This window comes from Methyloferula stellata AR4 (genome assembly GCF_000385335.1).
Taxonomy (GTDB): domain Bacteria; phylum Pseudomonadota; class Alphaproteobacteria; order Rhizobiales; family Beijerinckiaceae; genus Methyloferula; species Methyloferula stellata.
Genome location: NZ_ARWA01000001.1, coordinates 4,213,343 through 4,235,448 on the forward strand (window position 1 = coordinate 4,213,343; position 22,106 = coordinate 4,235,448).

A 22,106-nucleotide genomic window follows, 5' to 3' on the forward strand; every position below is an offset into this window, starting at 1 on the left:
TTTCCTATGACGCCGGAGCTTAGTTCGGCACCTTCACCGGCTCGCTCGAAGGCGCAGGGGTCGGCGTCGTGTTGGAGGCCTTGTTGACCACGCCGCGCAGCAGATCCTCGGCCGCGATGAGCTGCTTGTCGTTCTTCGGATCCGGCGGCACATAGGCCTGCGAGCCATGCTCTTCTTCGTCGCCGTTCTTGAGGTGACCCTTGAGCGAGGCTTCGCCCTTCGTGTCGTCCTTGCCCTTCAGATCGTCCGGCACATCTTCGAGCACCACCTGATCGGGCTCGATGCCCTTCGCCTGGATCGACCGGCCGGACGGCGTGTAATAGCGCGCCGTCGTCAGCCGCACCGCGCCATTGTTCTGGCCGAGCGGGATGATCGTCTGCACCGAGCCTTTGCCGAAGCTCCGCGTGCCGATGATCGTCGCGCGCTTATGATCCTGCAGGGCGCCAGCCACGATTTCCGAGGCCGAGGCCGAACCGCCATTGATGAGAATGACGAGCGGCTTGCCCTTCGAAAGATCGCCCGGCCGCGCATTATAGCGCTGCGTCTCGTCGGCATTGCGACCGCGCGTCGAGACGATCTCGCCATGATCGAGGAAGGCGTTCGACACGGCGATCGACTGGTCAAGCAGACCGCCGGGATTGTTACGCAGATCGAGGATATAGCCCTTGAACTTGTCGGCCGGGATATCGCTCTGGAACTTCAGGATCGCGTTGCGCACGCCTTCGAACGTCTGCTCGTTGAACTGCGTGATGCGGATATAGCCGATATCGTCGCCTTCTTGATGCTCGCGCACCGATTTGATCTGGATGATCGCGCGGGTCAGCGTGATGTCCTGCGGCTCTTTCTTGTCCTTGTCGCCGCGCAAGATCTTGAGCTTCACCGAGGTGTTCACCGCGCCGCGCATCTTGTCGACAGCCTGGTTCAAGGTGAGGCCCTGAACGCTTTCATCGTCGATCGCGCTGATGATATCGCCGGAGAGAATGCCAGCCTTCGAGGCCGGGGTGTCGTCGATGGGGGCTACGACCTTGATGAGGCCGTCTTCCTGCGTGACTTCAATGCCGAGGCCGCCGAACTCGCCGCGGGTCTGCACCTGCATGTCGCGGAAGTTTTTCGAGTCCATATAGCTCGAATGCGGATCGAGCGAGGAGAGCATGCCGTTGATCGCCGCCTCGACGAGCTTTTGCTCATCCGGCTTCTCGACATAGTCGGAACGGATTTTTTCGAACACATCGCCGAAAAGATTGAGACTCCGATACGTGTCCGAGGCAGCCGCCCGCGCCGAACCTTCGGAAAAAACCTTCGTCTGCGTGCCGACCATGACGATCGACGCGCCCATGACGGCACCGAGCACAACAAGTGAAACCTTGCGCATCATCCGCGAACCCTTTGCATATCCGACTTAGCCCACCATGGGCCCGGATCAATTGCCGTCCCGTCTTTCCGAAACTCGACATAGAGAATGGGTTGTGCCGCGCCAATCGCAATAGCGGCGGCCGTCTTGGCCGAACCGTCACCCATCACCGCAACAGGCTCTCCAGCCAAGATAAATTGCCCGACATTCACGTTTATCCGATCCATGCCGGCAAGAACAATATAATAACCTTGTCCCGCATTGACGATCAAGAGTTGTCCATAAGTCCGGTAGGAACCGGCATAGGCAATCCAACCATCGCAAGGGGAAGCAACGACAGCTTGGGCGCGAGTCCCTAAAAAGAGACCCTTTTCCGTCCCCCCGAACCCGTCCGGCGCACCGAAACTCTTAATCGGATTGCCCGCAGCGGGGAGAGGAAGCATTCCTTTTGCATCAGCAAAAGCTATGGCAGGAGTAAGGCGCGCCGGGTCCTTGAAAGGCGAACCCTCTAATTTTTGTTTCCCGGGTTCGAGTTCGGCGGTTTTTTTGCGCGCCTCATCGGCGGCCCGGGCCGCTTCCGCCGCACGCGCCGCGGCGGCATCCTCGCTCTCCATTTTTGCGATCAAATCTTTGAGACTGGCGGCCTGCTTGGCGAGCTCCTGAGCGCGGTCGCGCTCGGCGCCAAGCGTCTGCTCGGCCGTGGAGAGCGCCTTTTGACGCGCATCGATCAAAGCGGCGAGGCGCTCATGCTCGCCTTTCAGCGATTTCGCTTCCTGCGCCAAGCCCTCGCGTTCAGCCGCAATCGACGCCCGCAATTTCACGAGATCCGACAGGTCCGAGGCCAAGGCCTCGGTCTCGGCCCGCATTTCCGGTAAAACCGCGCCGAGCAGCATCGAGGTGCGGATCGCTTGCAGCATATCTTCCGGCGCGACCAGCAAAGCCGGCGGCGGACGCCGCCCCATGCGCTGAAGCGAGGCGAGCACCTCTGCTATCACGGAACGCCGGCTTTCGAGCGACCGCCGAATGGCATCCTCGCTGCCGGCCAGAGTCGCGATGCGGGCTTCGGCATCACTCATCTTCTGCTCGCCGGCCGCGGCCTTTTGTGTGGTATCGAGAAGCGCCGCCGAAAGCCGCGCACGATCGTTGCGCATCGACTCGATATCGGCTTCGATTTTCCGGCGCTGCTCTTCGGAGGCGCCAAGCGTGTCTTCGATACCGTGCAGTTCGAGCTGGCGCGCGCCCAGATCCTTTGCCGGCGCGCCTTGCGAATGAGCTTCTTGAGCATTCGCGTCGGGCGGCGGAACACCGCCGGGCAGTTCGGTGCCGCGCAATACAGGATCGGCCGCGAGCGTCGAGGCGATACATAAAGGCAGCGCCGCCAGCCGGGCGCTTTTCAAAGCTGTGCCGAAAAAGCTCATCCGTCCTGCCGTCTGAATCGCCGAATCAGATTAGCAGCATGAAAGCGAAAGGGGCAGATTATTCCCGATGATACGGGTGGCCGGCGAGAATGGTCATGGCGCGATAGATTTGTTCGGCGGCCATGATGCGCACCAGTTGATGCGGCCAGGTCATGGCGCCGAAAGCGATAGAGCGCGTGGCCTCGGCCCGCAGCTCCGGCGCCAATCCGTCCGGACCGCCGATGACGAGGCCGATGGCGGGTGCGCCTTCATCGCGAAGGGTGCCGAGAAGCGCGGCGAAATCGGTGCTGCTCGACGCGCTGCCCCGCTCGTCGAAAAGAATCATCTTGGTTGAAGCAGGCATTTGCGCGCGCAGAAGCTTGGCTTCCTCGGTCTTGCGGTCTTCGGGGCGGCGCGCGCGGCTTTCCTCGATTTCGCGCAGATCGATCGTGCTGAAGCCGAGCGGCCGGCCAGCGGCTCCGGCACGCTCCAAATAGCGCGCAGCAAGATCACGCTCCGGACCAGCCTTCAGCCGTCCGACACTTACAAGCAGAAGACGCATCAGGCCAAAAGCCTTAGAGCATGATCATTACGCATGGCCTTGATCCGAAAAGTCTGCAACTTTTCGGGGTCATCGCTTTTCAACGCATGACCTTGATCCGAAAAGTCTGCAACTTTTCGGGGTCATGCTTAACCGACGAGGCGTTCGCCCGGCCGGTCCATGCCCCACATCTTCTCAAGATTGTAGAATTGTCGCACTTCCGGGCGGAAGATGTGGACGATGATATCGCCCCCATCGATCAGAACCCAGTCGCCATGCGGCAACCCTTCGACGCGCGGCGTCTGCGTCGCCTCGGCTTTGAAAGCCTTGATGACGCGGTCGGCGATCGCCGCCACATGCACGTTGGAACGGCCTGTCGCGATGATCATAGTATCGGCGAGGCTGGTTTTGCCGTGCAGATCGATAGAAACGATGTCTTCGGCTTTGGAATCGTCGAGACTCGTTTGCACCGCCTGCACGAGGGAAAGGCCATCAGATCCAATCGGACCAGGGCCCGGTTGAAGCGGCACCAAGGCAGCTTCACGTGAGGTCGTGGGTAACAGGGTGTCGATCCTCTTGACGCGCCGGTCATGCGGACCGGTACGGATGAAACATAGCGTGAATTGGCGAAAATTTCAAACGGCGCGAAGCCCAGCAGGGAAGATTGTGAAGCCTACGGCGGCCTGCGGTACCGCTGGCGCAAGAATTGCTGTTAATTGTTGCAACGGCGCCACATCTCACATTCCAGGCGGTTTCAGTGCGCTTTCGCGCCAATCATGGGCTTGAACGACCTTTTCCGGCGAGATCACCTGAAGCTGTCGTTCGGGTGCAAGCTTCGACGTGGCTTTCGCGATGATGAAAGCTTTGCATCGCGCCCGGGCCATGTGCGAATGGGCCGATTTCGCAAAGGCGGCGCCGCGCATGCGCGCCTTGCTCAAGGATATTGCGGGTCAGCTGCCGCCTTTCATGTTTCTGTCCGAGCCCGGCGTCACCTCGAAAGAGCAGCGCACCTGCTCGGAGCTTTGGATGCAGGACCGCCACGCCGCGAGCGTGGCCGAGCGCGATGCGCTTGCCTTCGATTTCGATCTCGCGCCCCGCGACAAGATCCGCATCGCCTATCTTTCGAATGATTTCCAGACGCACGCCACATCCATGCTGCTGATCGAGATGTTCGAAGCGCATGATCGGACGCGTTTCGAGCCGCATGCCTTTTCCTTTGGCGGCGACGATACCTCGAAAATGCGCCGCAGGCTTGAGGACACGTTCCACACGTTTCACGATGTTTCGGCTTTGAGCGATATCGAGACGGCCCATGCCATCCATGATGCCGGCATCGATATACTGATCGATCTCAAAGGCTATACGGCCGGTGCGCGCACGAATGTCATGATGCTGCATCCAGCGCCCGTTCAAGTGAACTACCTCGGATATCCCGGCACGCTCGGTGGCGATATTTGCGACTATATCATCACAGACTCCTATGTGACGCCGATCGCCACCGCCGCGGATTATTCGGAATCCTTCGCCTATATGCCGCATTCCTATCAGCCGCACGGGCGAACCGGCGAGATCGGCAATAAGCCGACGCGCGCTGAAGTGGGCCTGCCCGAAACGGGCTTCGTCTTCTGCTGTTTCAATCAAGCCTTCAAGATCACGCCGCCGGTCTTCGATCTCTGGTGCCGTCTGCTTGAAGAGACGCCTGGCAGCGTCTTGTGGCTGCTGCACGCCAAACACGCGGAAGGCAATCTGCGCGCCGAGGCCTTCGCGCGCGGCATTGGCGCCGAGCGTCTCATCTTCGCGCCCGACATGGGCCAAACCGCACATCTCGGCCGCCTGCAGCTCGCCGATCTCGTGCTCGATACCGCGCCCTATGGCGCGCATACGACGGCGAGCGATGCGCTCTGGGCCGGCGTGCCGGTCGTGACCTGCGCGGGTGACACCTTTCCGTCGCGCGTCGCAGGCAGCCTGTTGCACGCGGTCGGCCTTTCGGAACTGATCGCCGCCAATACGGAAGATTATGTGACCATCGCTTCCGTGCTGGCGCACGAGCCCGAACGGCTGGCCAAGCTGAAGGCGAGACTCGGAGGCACCCGCCTAACCGCGCCGCTCTTCGATGTCGCCGCCTACACGCGGGCGATCGAAGATCTTTACGAGACCATGTGGCGCCGCCGCCAGCTCGGCGTCGGCCACGGCCACAGGGCGATCTGGGCGTCGACGAGTTAGAGTTCGCTGTCCATTCGGAACCGAACTAGTACGAAACGGTTGAGGCTGTATGGAAACACCTCTCCCACTGCCTCCCTCGCGCCCAAAGACTGTCTTGATCGTCGAAGACGATGGGCTGCAGCGCTTTTTTCTGACCGATATGCTGGAAGACCAAGGCATGCGGGTGCTTCAGGCAGCCAATGCGCTTGAGGCAATCAAGCAGATTGAGACGCATCCCGAAATTCAATTGCTTTTTACCGATATTCAATTGGCAGGCGAGATCGACGGGCTCGATCTGCTGCGGATCGTGCATCTGCGCTGGCCGCATGTTTCCCTGTTAACGACGTCGGGCCGGCTTCATCCCCATTATGCGGAATTGCCGAGCGAAGCGCGCTTTATCTCCAAGCCCGTCCAAGAAGGCGAAATGCTGAAAGAGATGAATGCGCTTTTGACCAATCTGACCTACCCGTCAGGCTGGTGAAGCTACTTCCCGCCTTCCCTTAACGCGGTCGATGACAGCGGCGAGCGCGGCCCGTGCAAAAACACGAAGGTCGGTGGCGAGGCCAAAGGCAGAAGCGCCGCGTCGCTTTCCTCCAAACGGCAGCCTTCAAATGCTTTCGCGGCTTGCGAATGCGCGGCCTTCAAGGTCGAACCCGGCCTATCGATGATCGCGAGGGGCACGAGATCGGCGATGTCGCGCCAGCGTTTCCAATGATGGAAACCAATGAAATTATCCGCGCCCATCAGCCAGACGAAATGGCAGGTGGGCGCGCGGCGTTTGAGATAAGCGATCGTATCATAGGTGTAGCGCGTGCCGATCCTGGCCTCGACATCGCTCACCGCGATCTTCGGATGATGCGCGAGCTTGCGCGCCGCCGCGACACGCTCTTCGAGCGGCGCGAGATGGCGCGTGTCCTTTAGCGGGTTTCCGGGCGAGACGAGCCACCAGACGCGGTCGAGCCCCAAGCGCTTCAAGGCCAAGAGGCTTGCCGCACGGTGGCCCTCATGCGGCGGATCGAAACTGCCGCCGAAGAGGCCGATCTTCTGACCCGGCGCATGAGGCGGCAGCCGGACCGGCCCAACACTCGTCACGAGAGCGCTGTCACGGACGGATCTGCCCCGTGCCATGCACCCGATATTTGAATGTGGTCAATTGTTCCAGACCTATCGGACCCCGCGCATGCATCCGGCCCGTCGCGATGCCGATCTCGGCGCCGAAGCCGAATTCGCCGCCATCGGCGAATTGCGTCGAGGCATTGTGCAGCACGATAGCGGAATCGACCTCGGCCAGAAAGCGTTCGGCCGCCCAATGGTTTTCGGTGATGATGCAATCGGTATGATGCGAGCCATAGGTCTCGATATGATGGATCGCGCCATTGACCCCATCGACGACGGCGACGCTGACGATGGCGTCGAGATATTCGGTGTGCCAATCGGCTTCCGTCGCCGGCACCACGCGTGCATCGGCTTCCAGCGTTTCCGCGTCGCCGCGCACTTCGCATCCGGCGTCGATGAGCATCTTCACCAAAGGCGCCAGATGCGTCTCGGCGCAGGCGCGATCGACGAGCAGCGTCTCCGCCGCGCCGCAGACGCCGGTGCGCCGCATCTTCGAATTGAGCACGATGGTCTCGGCCTTGGCGAGATCGGCGTCGGCGTGCACGAAAATATGCACGAGCCCTTCGAGATGCGCGAAGACCGGCACGCGGGCATCGGCCTGTACGCGTGCGACAAGGCTCTTGCCGCCGCGCGGCACGATCACGTCGAGATTGCCGTCGAGACCAGCCAGCATGGCGCCGACCGCGGCGCGGTCCTTCACTGGCACGCGCAAAATGCTCGTCTCCGGCAGACCGGCACCGGCCAGTCCTTCGACCAGGCAGCTATGGATCGCGGCGGAGGATAAAGTGCTCTCCGAACCGCCGCGCAAAATCGCGACATTTCCGGATTTGAGGCAAAGCGCGCCGGCATCCGCCGTCACCGCCGGGCGGCTCTCGTAAATAATGCCGATGACGCCGAGCGGCACAGCCACGCGTTCGATCACGAGCCCGTTCGGCCGTTCGAAAACGGCAAGCACCCGGCCGACGGGATCGGGCAAAGCCGCGACTTCGGCGAGGCCCTGCGCCATGGCATCGATGCGTTTTTCATCGAGATAGAGCCGATCCAGAAAGGCGCCGGTGACGCCATTCGCCTTGGCCTGCGCCATGTCCTGCGCATTGGCGTCAAGGATCTCGCCGGCCCGCGCCCGGATGGAGCAAGCTGCGAGTTGAAGCGCCTGATTCTTCGCTTTGGTCGAGGCCAGCGCCAGAACCTGCGCGGTTTGCCGCGCCAGACGCCCGAAATCCGCCATCAGGGCTAAGACATCGCCCTCTTCGGGGATCGGGACAAGTTTCAGATTTTCCATTACCGACGACCTGGACGCCTCATTCAGCCTAAATATCTAAGATAGCGAAGGTTTAATGCGAGCGCGAGCCTGACGCTGCCGATTTTTTGGCAAGGGCCTTGCTTTGACAATAAGCACCAAAAGCGATCTATCGGCTCTGAGAGACAAGGGGCCAAGCATAATGCCGCAGGAGCCGCGATGAGTGAGCCGCCGAAACTGGCCGATGTGATCCTGGATCTTTGCACCAAGGCGGCGCCTGACGGCACCGTCGATCCGGAAGAGATCGCCAAAACCTTCACCAAACTGGTCCCGAGCCAGAATATCGTGACCTGGGAAGGCTATCTCCTGCCGGTGCGCGACAATGCCGTCAAACTCGCCCGCGAAGGCAAGATCGTGATCTATCGCAAGGGCGTGCCGGCTGACCCCGATACGTTCAAGGGCGTCTATCGCCTGGGGCTGCCGCAAGCTTAGGAATCTGATCACGCCCAATCCAAACCCTCATCCTGAGGAGCTTGCGTAGCAAGCGTCTCGAAGGAGAGGGTTTGGAATAGGTACAACGGGATGCCGATCCCTCGCCCTTCGAGACGGTGCCTCCGGCACCTCCTCAGGGTGAGGGATCAGATCATCATGTTCACACCCTACCCCGCCGCCACATCAGCGGCAGGCTTCGGCTTTTGCCGCCGCGCCACAATGCTGGCGATCGCATGAGCCGGTGCCGATTTCGCCGCGGGCGCGTGCGGGACGTGATGCAGCAGCGCCTCGACTTCGGGCGACCGCACCACCAGGCCTTTCTTGACGAAAATCTCGTGATTGATCTCGATCAGATCCGGATCATAGAGATAATTGACCATGATCCCGAAGGATTCGGCGATGCCCTTGGGCGCCGTGTTGCCGAGCCAGTTGACGCGCTCCAATCTGGCGCCATTGCCGAGATGGAAGCGGGCGACATAGTCAGTTGGGCCTTTGCCGTCGCGCGCGGCCGTGAGATAGACGGCGCAAAGCCGCGTCAGGATAGGCTGCAACACGGAGGCAAGCGCCGGTTCGCTCCACCAGCCCTCTTGCTGCACGATGGCTTTCAGCGCCTCCGCCGGTTGCGTCGCCGTCACGGCGGCGAGCAAGGCCTGCTCCTCGCCCGGATGCAGCAAGGCGGCGGCGTCTGTCCCGTCATGATCGAATTGCTTCATCAGCCATTTCGAGAAACCAGGCACCGGCGACAAGGTCGCGAAATGCTTGAGGCTCGGCAACTCCGCCTTCAATTCCTCGACGACCTGCTTGATGAGAAAATTGCCGAAAGAAATGCCGCGCAAACCCTCCTGGCAATTCGAAATGGAATAGAAGATCGCCGTATCCGGCTGGTTCGCGCCTTTCTCGGCCTCGTTGCGCTCAAGCAGCGGGCCAATTGCGGATGCCAGCCCTTTGACGAGCGCGACTTCGACAAAGATCAAAGGCTCGCCGGGCAGCGTCGGATGAAAGAAACCGAAGCAGCGCCGGCCGGGACCAAGGCGGCGGCGCAGATCGTCCCATCCTTGAATTTCATGCACGGCTTCATGCGTGATCAGCTTTTCGAGGATGACGGCTGGCGTATTCCAATCGATCCGCCGCAATTCGAGAAAGCCGCGATTGAACCAGGACGAAAAGAGATGATGCAGATCGGATTCGAGCGGCTTCAGCTCCGGCTGTTCCTTGACCGCGCGGAGCAGGTCCTTGCGGATATCGATCAAAGTGGCCGTGCCGCCCGGCGCCATGTTCATCCGGCGCAGCAATTCCTGGCGCGGCGGTTCGGCGGCGGCCGTCAATTCCATCGCCAATTGCGAATTGGGGTTTTCGAGATAGGCCTTGGCCGCCGACATCAGGCGCGTCTCGTCGGGGCTGAAATGTCCCGCGACGAAGGAAAGGAAAGCCAGCCGGTCGGCTTCGTCGAGCGCCGCATAGGAGCTTTGAAGCTCGCGCGCGAGCGCCGCGCCGGACGCCTCGCCGCGCTCGGACACCAAAGCCTCGGCGAGACGGAATGTTCGCTCCAAGGGCGGAGTCTGGGGATTGGGAAGCCTGATGAGCTCGCGTCCGCGCTCACTCACAGTGGACCAGATGCGATCCAGCCACGACAAGCGTGCAGTTCCTTTAGTGCCCGCCATGAGAGCCTCTTAGGACCATAAGCATAGTATGTATTTGGAGCGCTATATGCTTAGCATCAACCCGTCACAGCCTTTTCTAGGCCGAATATATTGCCGCTTCACCGCGGCGATCTGTAGAAATCTGCGCATAAATTAAACAAGGGTGTAAGGGATGGAAAGCCGGACGAAAGGCGAGGCCGATGACCTCGCCCCGCATGAGAAGCCACGCACTTCCGTCCTGCCGGGTCCTCTGAACGGCGTCGTGATCCTGGATCTGTCGCGGGTTCTGGCTGGGCCTTATTGCACTTTGCTGCTGGCCGAGCTTGGGGCGAGAGTCATCAAGGTCGAGCCGCCCGAAGGCGACGATTCCCGCCGCTATGGGCCGTTCCGCAACGGTGCCTCGCTTTATTTCGCGGCGGTCAATCGCGGCAAGGAATCGATCGCGCTCGACCTTAAAGATGCGCAAGACCGTGCGATCCTCGACGAGCTCATGGGGCTCGCCGATGTGATCGTCGAAAATTTCCGCCCCGGCACGATGGAGAAGCTCGGCTTTGGCTGGGACGAGCTCCATAAGCGCCATCCGCATCTGATCTATGCGGCGACCTCCGGCTTCGGCCATACGGGCCCGTGGGCGCCCCGCCCCGCCTATGACATTATCGTGCAAGGCATGGGCGGCATCATCTCCGTCACCGGCCACAAGGATGCGGAACCGGCGCGCATCGGCATTTCGATCGGCGATCTTTCGGCTGGCCTCTATACCGCGATCGGCATCAATGCCGCGCTCTTCCATCGCGAGAAGACGGGCGAAGCGACCAAGATCGATATTTCCATGTTCGACTGCCAGCTCTCGCTCATGGAAAACCCCGCCATGCGTTTTCTCGCGACGCATGAGGTGCCGCAAAAGCTGGGCGGACGGCATGCCACCATCTCGCCTTTCGCGATCTTTCAAACGGCCGACGAGCCGATGATCATCGCGGCCGGAAACGACACGCTGTTTCGCAAGCTGGCGGCGGCCTTGAACCTGCACGGCCTTGCGGATGATCCGCGCTTTACGACCAATGCGCTTCGCTGCGCCAATTTCGACGAATTGAAAAGTGGAATTGAGAAGGCGCTGATCGCGTCACCTGCCGCCTATTGGATCGCACTTTTGGAAAAGGCCGGCGTGCCTGCCGGCCCGATCAACACGATCGCCGATGCGCTCGAACATCCGCAAGTCGAAGCAAGGCATATGATCGTGAAGACCGAAGACCCGGTGACAGGCACCGTCGAGATGATCGGCAATCCGATCAAGATCGAGCCCTATGCGAGCACGGAATCCTCGGTGCGCGCGCCCGCGCCGGAGCTGGGCGCCGATCGCGCCGCGCTGCTGGCGGAGTTGAAGCAAACGGCACGGCCTCGTTAGATCACAGGCCGCGACCCGGCCACGAGAATATCGACCAATCGCTTCGCGCTTGCCTCCCAATCGGGGCTCGCGGCGACATTGGCGACGCCGACAAGCGCGCGCAAAAGATCGAAAGGATCGAGGTCGGCTCTTATGTCGCCGGACGCAACCGCGCGCGCGACAAGAGACTCGATCGCCGCTTTGATCTGCGCGCCCGATTCCGCGAAGAGTTGCGACGGGCCGCCGACCATCGAGTTGAGCGCCGGCGCGATCAAATGTTTCGCCGCGATATAATCGACGAAAACCTTCATCCATTCGCGCAGCGCTTCGAGCGGGGGCCGCGCCGCTGAGAGCCGCGCCGCCGTATCCGCGAGTTCCTTGACCTCGGCGCGATAGACGGCCTCGATCAAAGCGTCGCGCGTCGGGAAATGACGATAGAGCGTCCCCACGCCGACTCCCGCCTCCTTGGCGAGATCGTCGAGATTGATGTCGGCGCCTCCCCGCGTGAAGGCGGCTTTGGCGACTTTCAAAAGGCTGTCGCGATTGCGCTGCGCATCGGCGCGGGGCTTCCGCGCTTTTTCCGCTTTAGCTTTCGCCTCTTCGGCTCGGCCAATCATAGCGCCCCCTTGTAAACGGAGGATTCCTCCGTATATTACTTTTCGGAGCTATCCTCCGTTTATCTGAAAACTGGCGCGGCCGGCAAGTAGCTGACCGCGGATGGATGCTCGCGCCCTGACGCAAGCCTATGGGAGACGTGATGTGACAGACGCATTCGGCGCAACCTCGACAACCGAAGATGTCCTTCAAGGCATCGATTTAAAGGGCAAACGCGCGCTTGTGACGGGGGTTTCGGCGGGCCTCGGCGTCGAAACCGCGCGAGCCCTCGCCGCCCATGGCGCCTATGTCGTTGGCGCCGCGCGCGACCTCGCCAAGGGCAAACGGGCAACCGCCGAGGTCTTCGAGGCGGCGCGGAAGAGCGGCGGCGGATTCGAGCTTGTCGAACTCGATCTCGCCTCGCTCGCAAGCGTGCGGGCTTGCGCGGATGGTCTTGCCGCGAAGGGCGAACCCTTCGATCTCATCATCGCCAATGCCGGCGTGATGGCGACGCCCTATGGTCATACAGCCGATGGCTTCGAGACGCAGTTCGGCACGAACCATCTCGGCCACTTCCTGTTCGTCAACCGGCTCGCGCCCTTGATGCGCGACGGCGCGCGGCTCGTGAACCTGTCCTCAGCCGGACATCGCTTCAGCGACGTCGATCTCGAAGATCCGAATTTCGAACATAAGCCCTACGAGCCTTTCGTCGCTTATGGCCGCTCGAAGACCGCGAATATCCTCTTTTCCGTCGCCTTCGACAGGCGCCATAAGGCGCGCGGCGTCCGGGCCGCCGCCGTTCATCCGGGCGGCATCCAGACCGAACTCGGGCGCTATATGGACAAGAGCTCGTATGATGCCATGCTCGAGCGGATCAACAAGATCAACGAACAGCTTGCCGCCGATGGCAAGCCGCCGTTCCAATTCAAGACGGTGCCGCAGGGCGCCGCCACATCGATATGGACCGGCGTCACGGCGCAAGCCGATGAGATCGGCGGCCGCTATTGCGAGAACTGCCGTGTCGGCCAAATCATGCCCGACGATCAGGAGATCAGCGTGGTGAGCGAGGGCGTACGCGCCTATGCGCTCGATCCCGTCCATGCAGAAGCGCTTTGGACAAAAAGCGAGGAATGGGTCGGCGAGCGCTTTTGAGGCGGCGATCCCAAACCCTCATCCTGAGGAGCCGCACCCATTTTGGGTTTACCCGAAATGGGCATTCTAATGTTTCAAGTCGCGCAAGCGCGACTTGAAATGCGGCGTCTCGAAGGACGAGGGTTTGAGGTTAGCAAGGCGACATCGATCCCTCGCCCTTCGAGGCTCGCATCAAGCCACAATGGCTTGATGCTTCGCACCTCAGGGTGAGGGATCTGTTTCTGAATCCTAATGCGTCTGCAAATCAGCCTTTTCGAGCGTGATCGTGCAGGCCTCGGTCGGCAGGCCCGAGCATTTTTCTTTGACGAGCGCTTCGACGCGGCTTTGCGCGGCGCGATAGGCTTGCCAGAGCTTCTGGTGATCGAAAGACGTATAGTCGCCAAGCGCACCCTGCGGAATGACGACGGTCACTTTGACCTTGGCTTCGCCGCAAAGCAGCGTGTCGGTCAAAACCCCGTTATTATCGATGGCCACCGTGCCGTGAGTAAATTCCGCGTCCAATGTCCCGCTCCTTTTTGATCCAGCGCCTCATCGGTTGTTACCGCCTGATGGTGCCTTCAAACCGTTTATGTCTCAGCTATTCTCCACCCACCACCATGTCGTCGCGATGGATGATTTCGGCGCGGCCGGGAATGCCCAGCACTTTTTCAATCTCGCGCGAATTGCGCCCGGCGATCTGCGCCGCCTCGATCGCATCATAAGCCACAAGGCCGCGGCCGATCTCGGCGCCCTGCCCGTCGCGGATCACGACGCAATCGCCGCGCGCGAAATTGCCTTCGACACGCTTGACGCCAGCGGGCAACAGACTGGCGCCACCGAAGATCGCTTTGACCGCGCCGTCATCGACATGAACCGTGCCGCGCGGCTCGAGCGAGCCCCCGATCCATTTTTTCCGCGCGGTGACCGGGTTCGAAGGCGTCAGAAACCAGGTGCAGAGCGCGGCTTCTCTTATGCGCTGCACCGGATGCGCGACGCGCCCATCGGCGATCAGCATATGCGTGCCGCCTGTCGTCGCGATCTTCGCGGCCTCAAGCTTGGTCCGCATGCCGCCGCGCGAGAAGGCCGAAGCCGCACCTCCGGCCATGGCCTCGATCTCGGCCGTCACGCGCGGCACGACGGGGATCAGCTTCGCTTCGGGATCGGTGCCGGGCGGCGCCGTGTAAAGGCCGGCCACATCCGACAGAAGGATGAGAAGGTCGGCGGAAGCCATGGTCGCGACGCGGGCCGCGAGGCGATCATTATCGCCATAGCGGATCTCGGCGGTCGCCACGGTGTCGTTTTCGTTGATGACGGGGATCGCGCGCAGATCGAGCAGGCGCCCGATGGTTTCGCGCGCATTGAGATAACGCTGGCGCTCTTCCGTATCGCCGAAGGTGACGAGGATTTGCCCGGCCGTGACCATGCGGTCGCCGAGCACTTCCGCCCAAAGCCGCGCCAGCGCGATCTGGCCGACCGCCGCCGCCGCCTGGCTGTCCTCCAGCCGCAAGGCGCCTTTCGGCAGGCCGAGCACGGTGCGGCCAAGCGCGACGGAGCCCGAGGACACGATCAGAATATCCCTGCCCTCGCCATGCAGGCTCGCGATATCGTCGGCGAGCGCTGCCAGCCAATCGCGCCGCACACAACCCTTCTCGTGATCGACGAGGAGCGACGAACCGACCTTGATCGTGATGCGGCGGAATTGATCGAGCTTGGGGACGGCCGCGGGTTTCGCCGTCTGCTGTTTGTTGACGGCGCGCGCGTTCACGGATGCCACTCCGCGACGCGCTCCGTGACGGCTTCGGCCGCATGGCTGTCATCGATCACAGACATCAAGGCACGCAAGGTCTCGGTGACATTGAGCCTTGTCGCGGAAGAGAGCTTGATCGGCGTATGTTTGCAGGCGCGCTTCAGCCGCGCGATCTGCTGCTTCAAGGTCTCCGCATCGACCGTATCGACCTTCGAAAGCGCCACGATCTCGGGCTTTTCGGTCAGGCCGCCGCCATAGGCCTCCAACTCCTTGCGGATCAGCTTATAGGCTTTGCCCGCGTGCTCTGTGCCGGCATCGACAAGATGCAGGATCACGCGGCAGCGCTCGACATGGCCCAGGAAGCGATCGCCGAGCCCATGGCCTTCATGCGCGCCTTCGATGAGGCCCGGAATATCGGCGAGCACGAATTCGCGCTCGTCTATGCCGACGACGCCGAGCTGCGGATGCAGAGTCGTGAAAGGATAATCGGCGATCTTCGGCCGCGCCGCCGAAACGGTTGCGAGAAAGGTCGATTTGCCGGCATTGGGCAGGCCGACGAGGCCCGCATCCGCGATGAGTTTCAGGCGCAGCCAAAGCGTACGCTCTTCGCCGTCCTGGCCCGGATTGGCGCGGCGTGGCGCCTGATTGGTCGAGGTTTTGAAATAGGCATTGCCGAAGCCGCCATTGCCGCCGCGCGCGAGCCGTACCTCCTGGCCGACCTGGGTCAGATCGGCGATCGGCTCTTCGCCATCTTCCTCGAAAATCTGGGTGCCGACCGGCACTTTGAGAATGCAGTCCGCTCCCTTGCCGCCGGCGCGCTGCTTGCCCATGCCGTGCATGCCGGTCTTGGCCTTGAAATGCTGCTGGTAGCGGTAATCGATCAACGTATTGAGCCCGTCGACGCAAACGGCGATGACATCGCCGCCCTTGCCGCCATCACCGCCATCCGGGCCACCGAACTCGATATATTTCTCGCGCCGGAAGGAGACACTTCCGGCGCCGCCATTACCTGAACGAATATAGATCTTGGCTTGATCGAGAAATCTCATTGCGCGGCCGTTTCGGCTTCAGAGGGCGGCGTGTCGCGTCCACGCACCTGATGCAGCATGGACGGCAGCAAGCGCGGTGCCAAGCGCTTCATCCAGCTTTTCCGGTCGAGGTCGAAACGGTCGCACGGATGCAACCCGCCGCGTGCCGGCAAATTGTCGAGGCCGGTGTCGAGATAGGCAAAGCCGCATTTTTCGAGCACGCGTCGCGAGGCCGGATTGATGACCCGCGAATTGGCGACGACGCGCTCCGCCTTGGTCAGACGGAACACCGTATCGACCAGCGCTTTCACCGCTTCGGTGGCGATCCCCTTGCCCCAGAATGCCGGTGCGATGGCATAGCCGATCTCGACATTGAGCGTCTGATCCCCATGCGCGGCGACGAGGCCGATCACATTGCGCCCCGCGCTTTTCTGCGTGATCGCGAGCACGAGGCCGCGGCCGCAGGCATTGTCGGCACGGGCCTGGAACACGAAACGCTCGGCCTCGCCCGCCGGATAGGGATGTGGGATTTCGGCGGTCATCTGCGCCACATCGGCAAGGCTCGCGAAGGCTTTGATCGCCGCGGCATCGGTCGCACGCGGCCAACGCAGCCACAGACGCTTGGTCTCGATGCGGAATATATCGTCAGAGGTTAAATCCGGGAACATGACCTGGACTCCGATCGGCTGAACTTATGCAAAGTTCGGAAACGAAAAAAGGGGCGGTGTTCCCACCTCCCCTTTGTGAAACCCTTGCGGGCCTCTCGGACTTTTCAGGCTGTCCTGAATGTGCTCTTCGCGGAGAAGAACCAAGTCCACCGGGTCTGTGGGAGCCGGTGGAGGTCTTCTAAAACTCCACCGTTATTCTGCGGCCGCGGCTTGCGGTGCCGGGATGACCGATACGTAGGCTCGGCCATTGCCTTTGGTTTGGAAGAAGACTTGGCCCGCCGTAAGGGCAAAGAGCGTATGGTCCACACCAAGGCCGACATTGGCGCCGGGATGCCATGTCGTGCCGCGTTGGCGCACAATAATATTGCCGCCGATGACGAACTCGCCGCCGAATTTCTTGACGCCGAGGCGGCGGCCCTTCGAGTCGCGCCCGTTGCGGGAGGAACCGCCAGCTTTCTTATGTGCCATAACCCGTGCTCCAAAACCTTTCGCTGCCAGCAAGGGCGTTGAAAGGAGAATCTATTTATCTCATACGCGAAATTTCAAGGCGCTTAAAGGGCCTTTGACAGGCCCGATATTTTAGGCGGTCTTGACGCCAGTGATCTTGACCAGGGTCAGATCCTGCCGGTGACCGCGCTTGCGCTTCGAATTCTGGCGCCGGCGCTTCTTGAAGGACAGAACCTTCGGTCCGCGCTTCTGCTCGACGATTTCGGCGGCGACGGTGGCACCTGCCACGAAAGGCGCGCCGAACGTCGGCTCGCCCTCGCCCGCGATCATGAGCACATTGTCGAACGTGATCGCGTCGCCAGGATTTCCGGCCAGCGCCATCACGGTAATCGTATCTTCGGCAGTAACGCTATATTGCTTACCGCCGGTTTTAATGACTGCGAACATCATTTTCCTCGTGTGTTCGATCCGGCTCTTCCGCGGACATCCGCGGCGGCCGGCTTTTTGCAGTTGAACCGCTTTAACTTGATCAGCCCGGTTTTGTTAGAAATCCGGTGTTTCACGCCGTTTGGGCTTGGATCGCGGCCGCCGCGTCCGCCAAGCAGAGCGTTTACCGGCACGAAAACAGAACAAACGAAAAAAGCGGCCGATGCCGCCGCGTGAACATCCTCGGACCTACAGAGTCAGGGCTTGACTGTCAACTCCAAAGCATGGCGCGCGCACGCCACCGGGGCTTTGTATAGTTACGTAGAGGTTTGAAAATAATCCGCTTTTTGAGCGCCAATTGCCGCCTTGGGCTCGGCCTGCCCCATTTGAGCCACCTTCACCGGCTTGTTTCCGCAGCTTATGCGCGTGCGAATCTCTGCCTCCAAGACGAAAAACCAGGGCCGGTAAGCTCGGCCATTGGCAACCCGCCAAGGGTAAGGATAAGGTTAATTGACCGCCATCACCATGGACTCGCAGGTGCGAATGCAAATGGTCAGCGCCAGCGCTCGATCGGACCGTTTCAGCGGCGTGATCGATCTTGGACTTGAACCCGCCATCGAAGCCGATGGCAGGCGGCATACAGCCTTCGACCGCAAACGCGTTTCCACCCGCTGGCTCGCCGGAACGATCCTCACCGGCCTGTCTGGCGCTGGCCTGATCGGCGCCGCCGCCTATGCGGCGCTCGACCACCAATCCTATTTCGCCGAAGCGCCGTCGCCCGCCGCTCCCCCAAGACGTGATACGGCGGACGTCGGGACAAACCCCCGCAAGGCCGATCGTCTCGTCAAATCCGTCGACATCATCGCCGCCAAGCAGAATTTCCGCGCCCCCGTTCCCATCAAGGTGGGCGACAAGGAAGTCGTCAAGATCCACTCCTTCACGCATGTCAAAACAACATTGTCGCTGACGACGGTCGGATTTGCCGACGAAGTTCCGGCCTTCAACCCGCTCAAGCTCCTGGCCGACGCCCGCAATCCGATCGATGTGCCGCCAGAGCCAGTCCAGGATGACGCCGAAGTCTCCTGGGCGACGCGCGATTTCATGCCGCAAAATGTCTCGCCCGCAGTTGCCTTGTCGATCGACGAAGTTCGCGCTCAGGTCGCCGAACACATCAAGAATACGCTCGCTGCCGGCAGCCAAAACCAGGCGGTGAGCCTGCCGCCGCAACTTTTGCTGACGCGCACGAGCCGCGCCAATCTCGGCCCGGCGCTCGCTTATGCCAATCCGAACGAACTCGTATCGAGCCCGTTTTCTTCGATCGAAGTCAGGATGGTGCCGGAAAACGTCTCGATCATTCCGCGCGCCGACGACACATCGCAGCAAGCAACCCAGATGCAGGAGCGCCTCGTTACCGTCAACCACGGCGAAACGCTCGAAGACGTCTTGCGGGCGCAGAAAGTTCCAGCGGACCAGATCGCCAAAATCGTCGCTGCCTTCAACGCAAAACGTGGCGATCCCGTCGTCGCGGAAGGCCGCCGCCTCAAATTGCTATTTGCCGATCTCGACGGCACGAATAAGCAGGAAACGCTCGCGCGCCTCTCCGTTTACGCTGGCGAAACGCTGGAAGCCACGATCGCCATTACCGACAAGGGCGAGTATCTGCGTGTCGCGACGGCCCCGACAGCACCGCGCAAGCCGACGGATGCCGCGAGCACCGACGAGGAAGATGACGACGATTCCGGCGCCATGCGTCTTTACGATTCGCTTTACGAGACCGCGCTGAAACAGGAGATCCCGCAATCCGTCATCGACAATCTCGTTCGCATTTTCGCAAATGACGTCGATTTCCAGCGCGCCGTCCGGGGCGGCGATTCCTTCGACGCCTTCTATGATGAAAGCGACGAAAGCGACGGTCATCCAGAACTTCTCTATGCCTCGATCACGGCGCGCGGCGAAACCTATCATTATTATCGCTATCAGACGCCGGACGATTCCATCGTCGATTATTACGACCAGAACGGCCGTTCGACGCGCAAATTCCTGGTCCGCGTGCCGATCGTGGCGGGCAAGATCACATCCGGCTTCGGCATGCGCTTCCACCCGATTCTCGGCTATACGCGGCCGCATACGGGCGTCGATTGGGCGGCGCCTATCGGGACGCCGATCTTCGCCGCCGGCAATGGCACGATCATCAGCGAGGGCTGGGATTCAGGCTACGGCCGCCGCATCGAGATCCAGCATGCCAATGGCTATGTGACCACCTATAATCATATGTCGGGCTTCGCCCGTGGCACAGGCGAAGGCGTACGCGTACGGCAAGGCCAGGTCATCGGCTATCTCGGCCAGACCGGCCTCGCGACCGGCCCGCATCTCCATTACGAAGTGCTCGTCAACGGCCATTTCGTCGATCCGATGAAAGTGAAACTGGCGCGCACCCGCGAATTCGACGGGCCTATGCTGGCGCAATTCAAACGCGAGAAAGACCGGATCGATGCCTTGCTCGCGAAAGCGCCGAACGCGCCGCAATTGGTCGCCGTGAAGCAGAACAATGATCGGCCGAACCTGTCCTTGACCGAGACTCCGAACTATTTGGTCGGCAGGTAATTTTGCGAATCTGCACCTGGATGCAGATGCCGCGCAAAAGACCCGACAAGGTTTCGGCCGCGCACTTATCAAGTGTCACTTTCGTCCAAACCATAATTGCCTCATCCGCGCCCCGCTCAAAGATCAAGGCCGATGCTCGGTTCTTGTCGTCATAATGTGCGCTAGCGCACAAAGCAGTCACCCATTTTTAAAAGCTCAAAAAACTTTCAAACACTTGAACCTTATTCTGAACCGCGACGACCAAGAGTTACGGGGCCGCCAGGACTGCCCTAACAACTCTCGGAGATCATCAATGTTTCGCAAGACCCTTCTTTCGCTTAGCGCCCTCGCAGCTCTGACCGCTTCCGCTTTCACCGGTTCGGCTTTTGCAGACGACGCGCAGACCGTAGTGCCGGGCGCCACAGCCACCGTCGCGATTGCCCCGGCCGCAATGCAGCCAAAAGGCCAAGCCGCGTTGCAGGGCGTGCTCGACCAGCTTCTTCAAGGCAAGACCGATTTCGCCGAGATTGCGCCGATGACGCGGCTCAACCTTTTGCAGCAGCAGGGCATGATTCCGGCGCTGACCATGCGCCTCCAAGGTTTCGGCGGATTGCAGTCCGTCTCGTTTGCCGGCATTCAAAACGGAACGGAAATCTATGACGTCCGCTTCGCCGACGCCTCTATGATTTGGGGCATCGTCATGGGCCAGGACGGACGGATCGCTCACATCCGCTGGAAGTTCCACTAAGCCCAGCGCGACGCATAACGTCGCTTCATCACTCTTCTGCTTTCTCTCTCCTCAAGCAGAACGAAAAATCCCGCCTGTCTCAGGCGGGGTTTTTGCTTTTGGGTTTCCTACATCAATAAAAAAACTTCTGTCGATGAACCTCTTATCCAGTTTTCGCGACTGATGAACATGGGGGCCGGATCAAACGCCTCTCAAGAAAAACCTCGGAGATCTGACATGTTCAAGACAATTGCGAAGAAGGTTTTCACGACCTCGATAGTAGCGGGCGCTTTGACCTGCGGCCTGCTCGCTCACACGCACCATGCTCAAGCAAATGGCTGGGGCGGCGGTTATGGCACCACGCCGAATGCCGGACATTGGGGCGGCTATGGCGGCCATCCGGGCATGATCGGAATGGGCGGTCACGGTTGGGGCGGCGGCTATGGCGGCCGTCCGGGCATGATCGGAATGGGCGGTCACGGTTGGGGCGGCGGCTATGGCGGCCGTCCGGGCATGATCGGAATGGGCGGTCACGGTTGGAGCGGCGGCTATGGCGGCCATTACGGAATGGGCGGCTATGGCGGTCATTACGCAAACGGCAATTGCCCAGCCTATGTCTGCCGCCCCTATATTCGGCCCTATCCGCCGGTCGTGCAGCAGACGCCGGTCTATATTCCACGCCCGCAGGTGGTCGTCACTCCTCCGCCGCCGGTTTACGTTCCGCGGCAGCAGGTGGTCGTCGCTCCGCCCCCGCCTGTCTATGTCCCGCGACAGCAAGTGGTTGTCGAGCAGCCTCCGGCACCGGTCTATGTTCCGCGGCAGCAGGTGGTCGTCGAGCAGCCAGCTCCCGCGGCCGTTGTTGCCAGCGCGCCGGCACCGGCGATCGCGACACAAGCCGTTGCGACACAAGCGGTCGCATCTGCTGCGCCCAACTGCAACTGCCTGACGAAAGAATATACCCAAGATGGCAATGTCGTGTTCAAGGACATATGCACGAATGAAGCTGCCGCCGTGCCTGTGCAAAGGCCGGTTGCACAAGGATACTGATCGCAGGCACTGAATAAGACGAGACGTAAAGATAAAGACGGGCGTGATGCCCGCCTTTGTCATGTCTGCGTGTGTGAATTCGCACGCATAGCCCAACCGAAAGAATACAGCGGGTGAACCTTGAACGCATGAGCGACGACCAAGAATTGAAGGCTCTTTCGTGCTGATGCCGGAGCCGCAGTTTTTTGGGAGAACGACAATGACCATGATGGATAAATTCTCTTCCGACTCCGACATCGCGATGTTCGAAGAGATCCAAACCGCCGGAACCTCTTTCGAACACGCCGACGTCGTATCCAATGATGCCGCGATGAGTTTTGCCGACCCCTTGGAAATCTGGGAGTCCGA

At 61.0% G+C, this 22,106-nt stretch carries 22 protein-coding genes; 8 read left to right on the plus strand and 14 right to left on the minus strand.

The features are described from left to right. Positions 1 to 19 precede the first annotated feature (19 nt). The 4 genes from A3OQ_RS0120800 to rsfS form a co-directional block, all read right to left on the minus strand. Complete coding sequence (locus tag A3OQ_RS0120800; protein ID WP_020177383.1) at positions 20 to 1,375, minus strand: S41 family peptidase; 1,356 nt, start codon at positions 1,373 to 1,375, stop codon at positions 20 to 22. Next, positions 1,372 to 2,769: a murein hydrolase activator EnvC family protein gene (locus tag A3OQ_RS0120805; RefSeq protein ID WP_020177384.1), complete on the minus strand. Its 1,398-nt coding sequence runs from the start codon at positions 2,767 to 2,769 to the stop codon at positions 1,372 to 1,374. Before A3OQ_RS0120805 ends, A3OQ_RS0120800 begins: the two co-directional genes overlap by 4 nt. 58 nt (positions 2,770 to 2,827) lie before the next feature. Further along, complete coding sequence (gene rlmH, locus A3OQ_RS0120810; protein ID WP_020177385.1) at positions 2,828 to 3,310, minus strand: 23S rRNA (pseudouridine(1915)-N(3))-methyltransferase RlmH; 483 nt, start codon at positions 3,308 to 3,310, stop codon at positions 2,828 to 2,830. Between the two features lie 128 nt (positions 3,311 to 3,438). Continuing rightward, on the minus strand, positions 3,439 to 3,822 hold the full coding sequence (gene rsfS, locus A3OQ_RS0120815) for a ribosome silencing factor (protein ID WP_020177386.1): 384 nt from the start codon (positions 3,820 to 3,822) through the stop codon (positions 3,439 to 3,441). Positions 3,823 to 4,144: 322 nt separating this feature from the next. Here rsfS and A3OQ_RS23255 point away from each other — a divergent pair, with 322 nt between their 5' ends. After that, positions 4,145 to 5,512, plus strand: coding sequence for an O-linked N-acetylglucosamine transferase, SPINDLY family protein (locus tag A3OQ_RS23255; protein ID WP_152428695.1), 1,368 nt, complete (start codon positions 4,145 to 4,147; stop codon positions 5,510 to 5,512). A gap of 94 nt (positions 5,513 to 5,606) precedes the next feature. Continuing rightward, positions 5,607 to 5,972 carry a response regulator gene (locus A3OQ_RS23260; protein ID WP_020177389.1) on the plus strand — a complete coding sequence of 122 codons (366 nt, stop codon included), beginning with the start codon at positions 5,607 to 5,609 and terminating at the stop codon, positions 5,970 to 5,972. A gap of 2 nt (positions 5,973 to 5,974) precedes the next feature. Here A3OQ_RS23260 and A3OQ_RS0120830 read toward each other — a convergent pair whose 3' ends face one another. Both A3OQ_RS0120830 and A3OQ_RS0120835 read right to left on the minus strand, forming a co-directional pair. Beyond that, the gene (locus tag A3OQ_RS0120830) at positions 5,975 to 6,619 is read right to left on the minus strand and encodes a nicotinate-nucleotide adenylyltransferase (protein ID WP_020177390.1); all 645 of its coding nucleotides are present in this window, start codon (positions 6,617 to 6,619) and stop codon (positions 5,975 to 5,977) included. Further along, positions 6,594 to 7,889 (minus strand): glutamate-5-semialdehyde dehydrogenase, encoded by a 1,296-nt coding sequence (locus A3OQ_RS0120835; RefSeq protein ID WP_020177391.1) that lies wholly within the window; start codon positions 7,887 to 7,889, stop codon positions 6,594 to 6,596. The genes A3OQ_RS0120830 and A3OQ_RS0120835 overlap by 26 nt, the downstream gene beginning before the upstream one ends. Before the next feature lie 177 nt (positions 7,890 to 8,066). Here A3OQ_RS0120835 and A3OQ_RS0120840 point away from each other — a divergent pair, with 177 nt between their 5' ends. Then, entirely contained in the window at positions 8,067 to 8,339 is a 273-nt protein-coding gene (locus tag A3OQ_RS0120840; protein WP_020177392.1) for a DUF3253 domain-containing protein, read from the plus strand. 167 nt (positions 8,340 to 8,506) lie between these two features. Here A3OQ_RS0120840 and A3OQ_RS23265 read toward each other — a convergent pair whose 3' ends face one another. Then, positions 8,507 to 9,973, minus strand: coding sequence for a malonyl-CoA decarboxylase (locus A3OQ_RS23265; protein ID WP_244427223.1), 1,467 nt, complete (start codon positions 9,971 to 9,973; stop codon positions 8,507 to 8,509). Positions 9,974 to 10,151: 178 nt separating this feature from the next. Between A3OQ_RS23265 and A3OQ_RS0120850 the strand changes: the two genes are divergently transcribed. Next, positions 10,152 to 11,381, plus strand: coding sequence for a CaiB/BaiF CoA transferase family protein (locus A3OQ_RS0120850; RefSeq protein WP_020177394.1), 1,230 nt, complete (start codon positions 10,152 to 10,154; stop codon positions 11,379 to 11,381). Here the strand turns inward: A3OQ_RS0120850 and A3OQ_RS0120855 are convergent. Continuing rightward, positions 11,378 to 11,977, minus strand: a complete 600-nt coding sequence (locus A3OQ_RS0120855) for a TetR/AcrR family transcriptional regulator (RefSeq protein WP_020177395.1) — start codon at positions 11,975 to 11,977, stop codon at positions 11,378 to 11,380. The genes A3OQ_RS0120850 and A3OQ_RS0120855 overlap by 4 nt on opposite strands. Before the next feature lie 142 nt (positions 11,978 to 12,119). On the opposite strand from A3OQ_RS0120855, the gene A3OQ_RS0120860 reads away from it, so the two are divergent. Next, complete coding sequence (locus tag A3OQ_RS0120860; protein WP_026596084.1) at positions 12,120 to 13,106, plus strand: SDR family NAD(P)-dependent oxidoreductase; 987 nt, start codon at positions 12,120 to 12,122, stop codon at positions 13,104 to 13,106. Positions 13,107 to 13,334: 228 nt separating this feature from the next. Here A3OQ_RS0120860 and A3OQ_RS0120865 read toward each other — a convergent pair whose 3' ends face one another. The 6 genes from A3OQ_RS0120865 to rplU form a co-directional block, all read right to left on the minus strand. Further along, positions 13,335 to 13,607 carry a hypothetical protein gene (locus A3OQ_RS0120865; RefSeq protein ID WP_020177397.1) on the minus strand — a complete coding sequence of 91 codons (273 nt, stop codon included), beginning with the start codon at positions 13,605 to 13,607 and terminating at the stop codon, positions 13,335 to 13,337. Positions 13,608 to 13,683: 76 nt separating this feature from the next. After that, complete coding sequence (gene proB / locus A3OQ_RS0120870) at positions 13,684 to 14,850, minus strand: glutamate 5-kinase (protein ID WP_020177398.1); 1,167 nt, start codon at positions 14,848 to 14,850, stop codon at positions 13,684 to 13,686. After that, the gene (gene obgE, locus A3OQ_RS0120875) at positions 14,847 to 15,881 is read right to left on the minus strand and encodes a GTPase ObgE (RefSeq protein WP_020177399.1); all 1,035 of its coding nucleotides are present in this window, start codon (positions 15,879 to 15,881) and stop codon (positions 14,847 to 14,849) included. The genes proB and obgE overlap by 4 nt, the downstream gene beginning before the upstream one ends. Beyond that, a complete protein-coding gene (locus tag A3OQ_RS0120880; protein ID WP_020177400.1) occupies positions 15,878 to 16,528 on the minus strand; it encodes a GNAT family N-acetyltransferase in 651 nt (216 codons plus the stop codon). The genes obgE and A3OQ_RS0120880 overlap by 4 nt, the downstream gene beginning before the upstream one ends. Before the next feature lie 192 nt (positions 16,529 to 16,720). Next, positions 16,721 to 16,996: a 50S ribosomal protein L27 gene (gene rpmA / locus A3OQ_RS0120885; RefSeq protein ID WP_020177401.1), complete on the minus strand. Its 276-nt coding sequence runs from the start codon at positions 16,994 to 16,996 to the stop codon at positions 16,721 to 16,723. 111 nt (positions 16,997 to 17,107) lie between these two features. Beyond that, on the minus strand, positions 17,108 to 17,422 hold the full coding sequence (rplU, locus tag A3OQ_RS0120890) for a 50S ribosomal protein L21 (protein WP_020177402.1): 315 nt from the start codon (positions 17,420 to 17,422) through the stop codon (positions 17,108 to 17,110). Between the two features lie 522 nt (positions 17,423 to 17,944). Here rplU and A3OQ_RS0120900 point away from each other — a divergent pair. The 3 genes from A3OQ_RS0120900 to A3OQ_RS24960 all read left to right on the plus strand — a co-directional run bounded on the left by A3OQ_RS0120900 (position 17,945) and on the right by A3OQ_RS24960 (position 21,758). Further along, entirely contained in the window at positions 17,945 to 20,005 is a 2,061-nt protein-coding gene (locus tag A3OQ_RS0120900; protein ID WP_425280311.1) for a peptidoglycan DD-metalloendopeptidase family protein, read from the plus strand. A 292-nt stretch (positions 20,006 to 20,297) separates the two neighbouring features. After that, the gene (locus tag A3OQ_RS0120905; protein WP_020177405.1) at positions 20,298 to 20,732 is read left to right on the plus strand and encodes a hypothetical protein; all 435 of its coding nucleotides are present in this window, start codon (positions 20,298 to 20,300) and stop codon (positions 20,730 to 20,732) included. A gap of 216 nt (positions 20,733 to 20,948) precedes the next feature. Beyond that, the gene (locus A3OQ_RS24960; protein ID WP_020177406.1) at positions 20,949 to 21,758 is read left to right on the plus strand and encodes a hypothetical protein; all 810 of its coding nucleotides are present in this window, start codon (positions 20,949 to 20,951) and stop codon (positions 21,756 to 21,758) included. Positions 21,759 to 22,106 lie beyond the last annotated feature (348 nt).

What these genes read in the sequence shown, in the direction of transcription:
- A3OQ_RS0120800 (WP_020177383.1), bottom strand. Translation starts at nt 1,375, where the DNA reads ATGATGCGCAAGGTTTCACTTGTTGTGCTCGGTGCCGTCATGGGCGCG.
- A3OQ_RS0120805 (WP_020177384.1), bottom strand. Translation starts at nt 2,769, where the DNA reads ATGAGCTTTTTCGGCACAGCTTTGAAAAGCGCCCGGCTGGCGGCGCTG.
- rlmH (WP_020177385.1), bottom strand. Translation starts at nt 3,310, where the DNA reads ATGCGTCTTCTGCTTGTAAGTGTCGGACGGCTGAAGGCTGGTCCGGAG.
- A3OQ_RS23255 (WP_152428695.1), top strand. Translation starts at nt 4,145, where the DNA reads ATGAAAGCTTTGCATCGCGCCCGGGCCATGTGCGAATGGGCCGATTTC.
- A3OQ_RS0120830 (WP_020177390.1), bottom strand. Translation starts at nt 6,619, where the DNA reads ATGGCACGGGGCAGATCCGTCCGTGACAGCGCTCTCGTGACGAGTGTT.
- A3OQ_RS0120835 (WP_020177391.1), bottom strand. Translation starts at nt 7,889, where the DNA reads ATGGAAAATCTGAAACTTGTCCCGATCCCCGAAGAGGGCGATGTCTTA.
- A3OQ_RS0120840 (WP_020177392.1), top strand. Translation starts at nt 8,067, where the DNA reads ATGAGTGAGCCGCCGAAACTGGCCGATGTGATCCTGGATCTTTGCACC.
- A3OQ_RS0120850 (WP_020177394.1), top strand. Translation starts at nt 10,152, where the DNA reads ATGGAAAGCCGGACGAAAGGCGAGGCCGATGACCTCGCCCCGCATGAG.
- A3OQ_RS0120855 (WP_020177395.1), bottom strand. Translation starts at nt 11,977, where the DNA reads ATGATTGGCCGAGCCGAAGAGGCGAAAGCTAAAGCGGAAAAAGCGCGG.
- obgE (WP_020177399.1), bottom strand. Translation starts at nt 15,881, where the DNA reads ATGAGATTTCTCGATCAAGCCAAGATCTATATTCGTTCAGGTAATGGC.
- A3OQ_RS0120880 (WP_020177400.1), bottom strand. Translation starts at nt 16,528, where the DNA reads ATGTTCCCGGATTTAACCTCTGACGATATATTCCGCATCGAGACCAAG.
- rpmA (WP_020177401.1), bottom strand. Translation starts at nt 16,996, where the DNA reads ATGGCACATAAGAAAGCTGGCGGTTCCTCCCGCAACGGGCGCGACTCG.
- rplU (WP_020177402.1), bottom strand. Translation starts at nt 17,422, where the DNA reads ATGTTCGCAGTCATTAAAACCGGCGGTAAGCAATATAGCGTTACTGCC.
- A3OQ_RS0120900 (WP_425280311.1), top strand. Translation starts at nt 17,945, where the DNA reads ATGCAAATGGTCAGCGCCAGCGCTCGATCGGACCGTTTCAGCGGCGTG.
- A3OQ_RS0120905 (WP_020177405.1), top strand. Translation starts at nt 20,298, where the DNA reads ATGTTTCGCAAGACCCTTCTTTCGCTTAGCGCCCTCGCAGCTCTGACC.
- A3OQ_RS24960 (WP_020177406.1), top strand. Translation starts at nt 20,949, where the DNA reads ATGTTCAAGACAATTGCGAAGAAGGTTTTCACGACCTCGATAGTAGCG.